Annotated in this window: 4 protein-coding genes; all 4 read right to left on the bottom strand. The window is 67.2% G+C overall.

The window, feature by feature from the left end; all coding sequences use genetic code 11:
- Positions 1-179: 179 nt before the first annotated feature.
- A complete protein-coding gene (locus tag ROR02_RS15900) occupies positions 180-1,766 on the bottom strand; it encodes an ABC-F family ATP-binding cassette domain-containing protein (RefSeq protein WP_147165028.1) in 1,587 nt (528 codons plus the stop codon).
- A 193-nt stretch (positions 1,767-1,959) separates the two neighbouring features.
- A complete protein-coding gene (locus ROR02_RS15895; RefSeq protein ID WP_147165027.1) occupies positions 1,960-3,087 on the bottom strand; it encodes a peptidoglycan -binding protein in 1,128 nt (375 codons plus the stop codon).
- A gap of 14 nt (positions 3,088-3,101) precedes the next feature.
- Positions 3,102-4,310 carry a flagellar motor protein MotA gene (locus tag ROR02_RS15890; protein ID WP_170245156.1) on the bottom strand — a complete coding sequence of 403 codons (1,209 nt, stop codon included), beginning with the start codon at positions 4,308-4,310 and terminating at the stop codon, positions 3,102-3,104.
- Between the two features lie 203 nt (positions 4,311-4,513).
- Positions 4,514-5,177: OmpA family protein (locus ROR02_RS15885; protein ID WP_147165026.1), on the bottom strand; the 664-nt coding region annotated here is incomplete at its 5' end.

The following is a 5,177-nucleotide window of genomic DNA, read 5'->3' as shown; positions in this document are numbered from 1 at the left end:
CTCCAGGGCAATCGGTTCATCCGATCGCCCTGCGCGCCGGGGCCCTTGCGCCGGGGGGGGCGCCGGAAAGAAGGCGCCAGCGCCCGGCCGGGGTGTGGTGGGGGACGAAATCAAGGCCGGACATCGGGCCCGGACGGTCGCTTTTCCCGCCCGCCCCCGTCATCCGGGCAAGGTCCCCGTCATCCGGGCAAGGTAAGGAGTCGGGGCACCGCCAGCCTGTGCAAGAAGGCCTCGTCATGGCTGGCGATCACCATCGCCCCGTCATACGCCGCCAAGGCGGTTTCCAAGGCCTCGACGCCGTCCAGATCAAGGTGATTGGTCGGTTCGTCCAAGATCAGCAGCCGGGGCAAGGGCACGGCGCCCAGAACACAGGCCAGGCCGGCCCGAACCCGCTCGCCTCCGCTGAGCGTGCCGACGCGGCGCAGGGCATCCCCCGCGCGAAACATGAAGCGGGCCAGCACCGCGTGCGCCGTGTGGTGATCCGCTTGGGGATGGAGCCCCAGAAAACTGTCGAGCAGGCTCAGCCCGGGGTCGAGCAGCCCAAGGTGCTGATCAAGCACCGCGAAGGGCACCTTGAGATCGACCGTGCCCCGGGTGGGGAGAATCCGCCCGGAGATCAGCCGGATCAGCGTGGTTTTGCCGCTGCCGTTCGGTCCGGCGATGGCAAGGCGCTCCGGGCCGGTCAGGGAGAACGAAAGGTCGCGGATGACCGGATGCCCCGCGTCATGGCCGCCGCTCACGCCCTCCAGCCGGAGCACCGTCGCGCCGGCGGGCAGCCCCGTCGAGGGGATCTCCATGCGCAAGGGCTGGAGAATGTCGATTTTCTGGCGTGCCACGGCAAGGGCGCTTTCGGCCGAGTCGCGTCGGGCGTCGCGCAGGCGCGCGTGGGCGCCGCTCGACGCCTCGGCCCGTTCCCTGGCGGCATCCAGGAGGATTTTCGACTGCCCCCCCTTCGCCCGGCTCTTGCGCCCCTGGCTGTCCTTGCGTGCCTTGCGTTCGGTGGCCTGCCGGGCCCGCCGCGCGCTTTCGGAACACGCCTTTCGCGCCTGGGCCAGGGCCTGATGCGCCGCGTTCCGCTCGGTTTCCTTGTGGCGCAGGAATTCGTCGTAGGGTCCGCTGCATCGGGTTGCTCCCCGCGCGGTCAGTTCGACGATGGCATCCATTTCAGCCAGAAGGGCGCGGTCATGGCTGATGACCAGGGCTCCCGCCTTCCACTGCCGCATAAGGTCGAGGACCGCCCGCCGTCCGGCCTGGTCAAGGTTGTTCGTCGGCTCGTCGAGCAGCAGGAAATCGGGTCGGGCCAGGAGCAGGGCCGCCAGGGCGGCGCGGGTGCGCTGTCCCCCGGAAAGGCTTGTCACCAAGGCTCGCGGGTCGGCCGCGAGTCCGCAGCGCCGCAAGGCCCCTTCCATGCGTGAAAACAACACCGGGTCGTCCGGCTCGCCCTGTTCCCTGGTCCGCGGTTCCCCTGTTCTTGTCCCGTCGGGCCCCAGGATCGCGGCGTGTCGATGGAAGAGATCGGCAAGGGTTTCGTCGGGATCTTCCCGCACGTCCTGCTTCAGAAGGCCCAGCGTGCCGCAAACGCGCACGCTGCCCGACGCGGGCCGCAGCTCGCCCGAAATCAGGCGCATCAGCGTGGTTTTCCCGCTTCCGTTTCGCCCCACGATTCCGGTGCGTTCGAAGCCAAAGGTTACGCTGAGGGCTGGGAAAAGCGTGGTCCCGTCAGGAAAGGACCACGTCAGGTTGGAAAGAGAAATGAATCCAGGCATGGAACAGACCCTTTTGCGGCAATGAAAAAGCGGCGAAAGAAGTCTGGTTCCGATCCATGTCAATGGGTTCCTTCTTCGGGTGATCCGGCGTTCGGATCGCGCGGTTTTTTATGAGACCGACGGACTTTAAACAAAATTCGGGTGCGGCGCTCTCCCTTTTTTGTTTTCACCGTCACCGTGTCCGAAAAGTGGTTTAGCGCTGATCCAGTTTCAGTTCGATCCGGCGGTTGCGGGCCAGCGCGGCCTCGTCGGTGCCGGGATCGATGGGCTGATATTCGCCAAAGCCGGCCGCCGCCAGGCGCTGGGGCGGAACCCCTTGCGAGATCAGGAAGTTAACCACCGAAATCGCCCGCGCGGCCGAGAGATCCCAGTTCGATTGAAATTGAGAGGTGTTGATCGGCCGGCGGTCGGTGTGTCCGTCCACGCGCAAGATCCAATCGATATCGGGCGGAATCGTCCGGGCGATCTGCATCAGGGTCTGGGCCAGCCGGGTCAGGGTATCCTGGCCGGCGGGCTGCAACACGTTCGACCCGCTGGGGAAAAGCACCTCGGATTGGAAAACGAATCGATCGCCCACGATGCGCACGTCGTCGCGGTTGCCCAGAAGGGCCCGCAAGCGCCCGAAGAACTCCGACCGGTAACGCTGCAACTCCTGCACCTTCTCGGCCAGGGCGGCGTTGAGGCGCTGGCCAAGGTCGGCGATCTGCACTTCCTGTTCCTGGCTGCGGGCCTCGCTGGCCTCCAGCGCTTCTTGCAAGGATGCCAATTGCTTGCGGAGCTCCTCCATTTGGGCGTTGAGCAAGGCGGCGTGGGCGCGTGCCTCGTCGGACAGCTTGCGTTCCTCGGCCAGTTGTCCCTCGCGTTCGGACAAGGTGGCGCCTTGCTTGCGAATCTCGGCTTCCAGCTCGTCGCGCAGGGCCTTGAGCGCCGCCACGTCCTGCTCCAGCTTGGCCACTCCGGCCAGGCGATCGCGCAATTGCTGGTTTTCGAAGGTGGCCGCGTCGGCCTCGCGCAGGCGTGCCGACAGGGAATCGACGCGCGTGTTGGCGTCCTTCAGTTCTCCCGACAGCTGCGACAAGGACAAACGCAGATCGTCGTTGTCCTTGCGCTCCATGGCCAGGACCTCGGTCATCTGCTTCAGGCGCCGGGTCAGCTGTTCGAGCGCGGCATCCCGCCCCGACAAGGCATGCGCGAGAAAAAACTGGGAGAGAACAAACACCATGAGCGCGAACATGGTGATGATCAGCAACGTGGAAAGCACATCCACGAAACCGGGCCAGATATCGAAGGACCGCGCGCGACGGCGCACCAAGCCGGCCATGGGCGTGCCCTCCCTTACCCGTCCGACCGCTTCGCCGGGTCGAGCCCGGCGAGGGGGCGCGACGCCGGGTCAAGCCCGGCGATGGTTCGCGCCAGCATGCGGATTTCGCCCCGCAGTTCCTTCAGCATCACCTCGCGACCCTGAACGGTCTGGTTGGCGATGTAGGTCACGGCCGCGTCAACGTTGCGCACATGGGCCGCCATCTGCTCGTCCGCCAGGGCGCCGTGGGGCGTGGCCTGGCGGGTCATCGACTCCGAAAGCTGGGTGAGCACCGGGCGCAGATCGGCGTGGGTTTCGGCCAGGCGCAGCAAAACCGCCTGCTCGGTGCGCATCTGGTCGGCGAGCACGGCCACGGTTTCCGCCATGTCGCGGATCTGGGCTCCGGTGGCGAGGCTGGTTTCCTGGCTGCGCGCGATGGTCCGTTGCAGATCGTCCAGGCTGTCGGCGGTTTTTTCCAGAAGAGCCTGAAGATAGGCGGGCACCGGGGTGTCTCCGTCGCCGGTCCCGGCGCCCGACCCCAGGCGGGTCTGCTTGGAAAGCCAGTCCTCCAGGGCATTGTAAAAGGAGTTTTGCGCCTGGCCGGCCTGAAGATCCAAAAAGCCGAGAACGAGCGAGCTGGACAGGCCGAACAACGATGATGAAAAAGCCGTGCCCATGCCCGACAGCGGGGCTTCCAGCCCGGCCTTGAGGTCGGAAAACACGGCGTTCAAGTCGCCTTCGCCCAGCGACAAGGTGCCAATGACCCGCGCGATGGACCCCACGGTCTCCAGCAGGCCCCAGAAAGTGCCCAGCAACCCCAAAAACACGCACAGCCCCACGAAATAACGGGCCATTTCGCGGTTTTCATCCAGCCGGGCGGCGATGCCATCCAGCAATGCCCGCGAGGCGATCGCCGAAAGCGAGTATCGCCCCCGGTCACGGCCGCGTTCCTTGTGCTCGGCCAGCATCGTGGCCATGGGCGACAGCAGGCGGGGCATGGCTTCCGACGACACGCTGGCCTGGCCCCGGCTGAAGGCCTCGATCCAGCGGACTTCCGGGCCCAGGCTGACCACATGGCGGAAGTTCAAGATGATGCCAACCAGCCCCACCCCCAAGATCAGTCCGTTGAGCGCCGGATTCGAGAGGAAAAAGTGGGCCATGGTGGGCGCCAGCACGGCCGCCACCGCGGCGACGGCGGCCAGGAACACGACCATGCGGATTAAAAAAACGCGGGGCGGGGTCATGAGGGCTCCTCGCAAGGCGGGTCTGGAGTCCGTCGGTTTCGGATAAAAACGGACAGACTGTGCATCCCTTTGTTTGAGTTTGTCTTTTTGGGAAAAGCGGTGCTTCTCCCCCAGAAGAACTCCAGGGCACGAAGGACGCACGAGCCCCCCAGCCCCCCCAAGGCGGCCTGGAACCCACGTCCCGGACCACGTTTCACGCCTTGCTAGTGCGAGTCGATGTCGAGATCGACCCGATCCCGGTTCGGCCCGCCCTGGTCTCCCAGCGCGCGCACCTCGATCGAGGGACTGCGCACGCCTTTGTTCATCAGGTAGGCGCGCACGGTCAGCGCGCGGGTGAGCGACAGCCGCTTGGCGCGGTTCAAGCCGCCGCTGCCTTCGGCGGTGGCGTAGGCCATGACCGTGATCCGTCGCCCGGGATCGGCCAGGGCCTGGGCGGCCAGGCGATCCAGGCGCTCGCCCGCGTCCGGGGGCAGATCGGCCGAGCCGGTGGCGAAGGACAAGGAAACCCCGCGCGGCACGGGGGCCGGCTGGGCACGCGTGGCCACCTGGTCGGACGAGGGGGGCGCGCTTGCCCGGGACGGCGTGGGGGGGGGAATCGGCGCCGACAACGAGGCTCCCCTCGCCGGCGCGTCAGGGGTGGGGCGCGACAAAGCCCGCCCTTCGACCGGGGGAGCCTCGCCGACAGGGGTATTCGCGCCGTCATCCCGGGCGGTTTGCACCGGCACCCCTCCGGTGCTCAGGCGCGGCGTTTCGGTCCGCGTGGTGGCAACGGGAGGGCGCGCGGGGGCGGGCTGGGTTGCCGCGAGGGGGGCAAGGCGCGGGGCCTGCTCCTCTGGCGGGGCCGGGGGGCGCGCGGCGGAAGGGGGG

Source organism: Pararhodospirillum oryzae (assembly GCF_007992075.1).
In the GTDB taxonomy this organism is placed as follows: domain Bacteria; phylum Pseudomonadota; class Alphaproteobacteria; order Rhodospirillales; family Rhodospirillaceae; genus Pararhodospirillum; species Pararhodospirillum oryzae.
Note: the sequence above shows the minus strand (reverse complement) of the source record. Positions and strands in the feature narration are given on the sequence as shown.